The sequence below is a fragment of the uncultured Pelagibacterium sp. genome, from assembly GCF_963972885.1.
Lineage (GTDB): Bacteria > Pseudomonadota > Alphaproteobacteria > Rhizobiales > Devosiaceae > Pelagibacterium > Pelagibacterium nitratireducens.
This window is the reverse complement of record NZ_CAXAXY010000170.1, coordinates 1-2588: the sequence shown is the minus strand read 5'-3', so window position 1 is coordinate 2588 and position 2588 is coordinate 1. Positions and strand designations below refer to the sequence as shown.

Here is a 2588-nt window from a genome sequence, read left to right as displayed (position 1 = left end):
TAGAGGGCTGCAAAGTCGGGCCAATGGCTGCCGTTTTCGCGCTTCAGGAAGGGCGCGAGCACGGTGACCGAACCGTCGAACGGGCCAAGCGCGCCAGTGACCAGCGGGATTTCAAGATCCGCACAGGCCGCAGCCACGGCGCGTTTGGCGGCAAAGCTATCGGTGCCTTCAACGACAAGGTCGGCGCCGGATAGCAACTTTTTTGCGTTGTCGGGGGTGAGACTTTCCACCTTGGCCATCGGCGTGATCTCGGGATTGAGGCGCGCGGCGAAACGGGCGGCCGCGTTGGCCTTGGGGCTGTCCAGATCGGCGTCCGAATAAATGACCTGCCGAGCAAGATTGGAGAGCGAGATCGTATCGGGATCGATGATGGTGAGCTTGCCGATTCCGGCCCCGGCCAAATAGGCGATGACCGGCGCGCCCAATCCGCCGGCGCCGACAATTGCGATATGAGCCGCGCTGAGCCTTTGCTGGCCGGCCCCGCCCATATCCTTGAGGACGATGTGGCGGGCATAGCGGGCCGATTGGGCAGGGGTGAGCGCCACCTTATTCCACATCTCCCACCGGCAGGGCGATAAAGCGCCGGTCCGGGCCCTCGAACCCATGCGACCAGACCGAAAGGACGGCGACGGACGATGAATTGTCCCAGGAATTGAAGGGGCCGAAGATACCATAGAATTTGTAGGTGATGACGCAATGGCGCGATGCGGGGACGCGCGTGTCGCGATAGATTTCCTCGGTGATGCCGCCGGTTTGCAGGGTCACGGCAACGCCCATCGGGCTGCCTTCAAACAATTCGCAATCCTGACTGGACGGGGCTTTGAAAATATCGAGGTTCAGGGTGTATTCGCCGTCGATTTCGGCAAGGCCATAGCTGGGGATGCCGTAGGCGATCGAGAGACCGTCATCGGCCAGCTCGCCGTCGCCGCGAAGAGCGAGAGGAACGGCGGGACGGGAAATTCCATATTCGGTCAAAGCCGATTCGGCATCGGCATGTGCCTGGGCGCGGGCGGCGGCCACTGGAGCCAATTCGGTGTCGATGCGCGTCTCGAAAGGTGCGCCGCCAACGAAACTGTCGGTTGTCAGATCGATCAGGAAGATTTCGGCATAGGCAAAGCCTGAGCCATCCTGAATGCCGAACTGTTCGAAGGCGAAATAGCGACCGTCTTCGGAATAGCCGATGGCATCGAACTGCGCACTCTCGCCGGCGAGGGCCGATGTAAATGCGCCAAGAGCCAGAATGAGACTAGCTGATGCCCGTCGAGCCAAATCCACCATTGCCACGTTCGGTCTCCTCGAGTTCGTCCACTTCGACAAGCGCAATATCGGGCACGGCGGCAATCACCATCTGGGCGATCCTGTCGCCGCGCCGGATTTCGAACGGGCCGGTGCCGTGATTGACCAGGATCGCCTTGACCTCTCCGCGGTAATCGGCGTCGACCGTGCCAGGCGCGTTGAGCACGGTAACACCGAGCCTGGCGGCAAGGCCAGAGCGCGGGCGGATCTGGGCTTCGTAACCGACCGGCAGCGCGAGCGCGAAGCCGCACGGCACGAGCCCAAAGGCACCGGGAGCGATGACAAGGGTTTCGCCCTCTGCCACCGCAGCCGCAAGATCATAGCCTGATGCACCCTTGCTCTGGCGCGTGGGCAGGGGAAGACCCCGGCCGTGTTCGAACCATTTGAACCTGACTGTCATGGCCTATTTCTGGACAACCGCGTAGATTTCCTCCGGCATATCAAGGGTCGCGGCGAACAGGTCCACGAAGGGAATTTCGTAGTTTGCCGACATTCCGTCAGCGGAAATTTCCATATTGGTGTCCACGATAGTGCCGCCGGTCACCGCAATGGTGATGGCGTGGCCCTCAAACATCGAGGTGATCATCGCCTGCATCTGCGGGTCCTGTTCCTCGCCCATGCTTTCATCAAGGGAGGCTGCAAGATCGCCGGTGGGGAAGGTGACGCGCACCTGGCCACCGCCAATGGCTTCGATCAGCGGGCCCTGTCCTTGTTCGTCGCCGAAATCGAGGTCTTCGAAGGCGCCGGACTCAACGACGACGCAATCGATCGCGTCGCCATTTTCGATCAGCTCGCCATCGGCACAGAATTCTTCCTCGCTGCCCTCGGCCTGGGCGTTCATCAATTCGACCATGTCGGCGGCCATGGAGGTGACCATGGTGGCCTCGGCCTCGGTTTCGCTTTGCACGTCGACGGTCATCGAAACGTCCATACATGCAGTGAGCAACAGGGCCAGACCGCTGGCACCGGCCAGACGGGTCATCGTGGTCATGGTCATTGGGTGCATCCCTTCCTCAGAAAATCTGGCGCACTGTGGTCGGAAACGACCCGCTTTTGCAAGACGGCAGGCTCAGTTGCCGCCGGCAAAATGTTTGCCGATGCGGTCGGCGAGTTTTGTAGCCACAGCGGTTTTCGATTGCGGGCCCCAATCATCGGTAACCGTGCCATCGAGAAACAGTATGCGCGTATCGGCGCCACCGAAAACCCCGCTGCCGGGACTCACATCATTGGCGAGCAGCCAGTCGCACCCCTTGCGGGCCAGCTTGTTGCGGGCGTGGGTTTCAAGGTTTCCC

5 protein-coding genes are annotated in these 2588 nt (G+C 61.3%); all 5 read right to left on the bottom strand.

Annotation, left to right across the window (positions count from 1 at the left end; genetic code table 11):
- Positions 1–545: ThiF family adenylyltransferase (locus AACZ55_RS15990; protein ID WP_339647681.1), on the bottom strand; the 545-nt coding region annotated here is incomplete at its 3' end.
- 1 nt (position 546) lies between these two features.
- Entirely contained in the window at positions 547–1278 is a 732-nt protein-coding gene (locus tag AACZ55_RS15985) for a DUF2259 domain-containing protein (RefSeq protein WP_338608314.1), read from the bottom strand.
- Positions 1247–1696, bottom strand: a complete 450-nt coding sequence (gene dut, locus AACZ55_RS15980; RefSeq protein WP_339647679.1) for a dUTP diphosphatase — start codon at positions 1694–1696, stop codon at positions 1247–1249. Before dut ends, AACZ55_RS15985 begins: the two co-directional genes overlap by 32 nt.
- A 3-nt stretch (positions 1697–1699) precedes the next feature.
- Positions 1700–2293: a hypothetical protein gene (locus tag AACZ55_RS15975; protein WP_339647677.1), complete on the bottom strand. Its 594-nt coding sequence runs from the start codon at positions 2291–2293 to the stop codon at positions 1700–1702.
- A gap of 72 nt (positions 2294–2365) precedes the next feature.
- The coding region (locus tag AACZ55_RS15970; protein WP_339647675.1) for a phosphopantothenoylcysteine decarboxylase at positions 2366–2588 on the bottom strand (223 nt) is incomplete at its 5' end.

Bases quoted from the DNA above. Each gene is read 5' to 3' on its own strand.
- AACZ55_RS15975 (WP_339647677.1), bottom strand. From the start codon at position 2,293: ATGACCATGACCACGATGACCCGTCTGGCCGGTGCCAGCGGTCTGGCC.
- dut (WP_339647679.1), bottom strand. From the start codon at position 1,696: ATGACAGTCAGGTTCAAATGGTTCGAACACGGCCGGGGTCTTCCCCTG.
- AACZ55_RS15985 (WP_338608314.1), bottom strand. From the start codon at position 1,278: ATGGTGGATTTGGCTCGACGGGCATCAGCTAGTCTCATTCTGGCTCTT.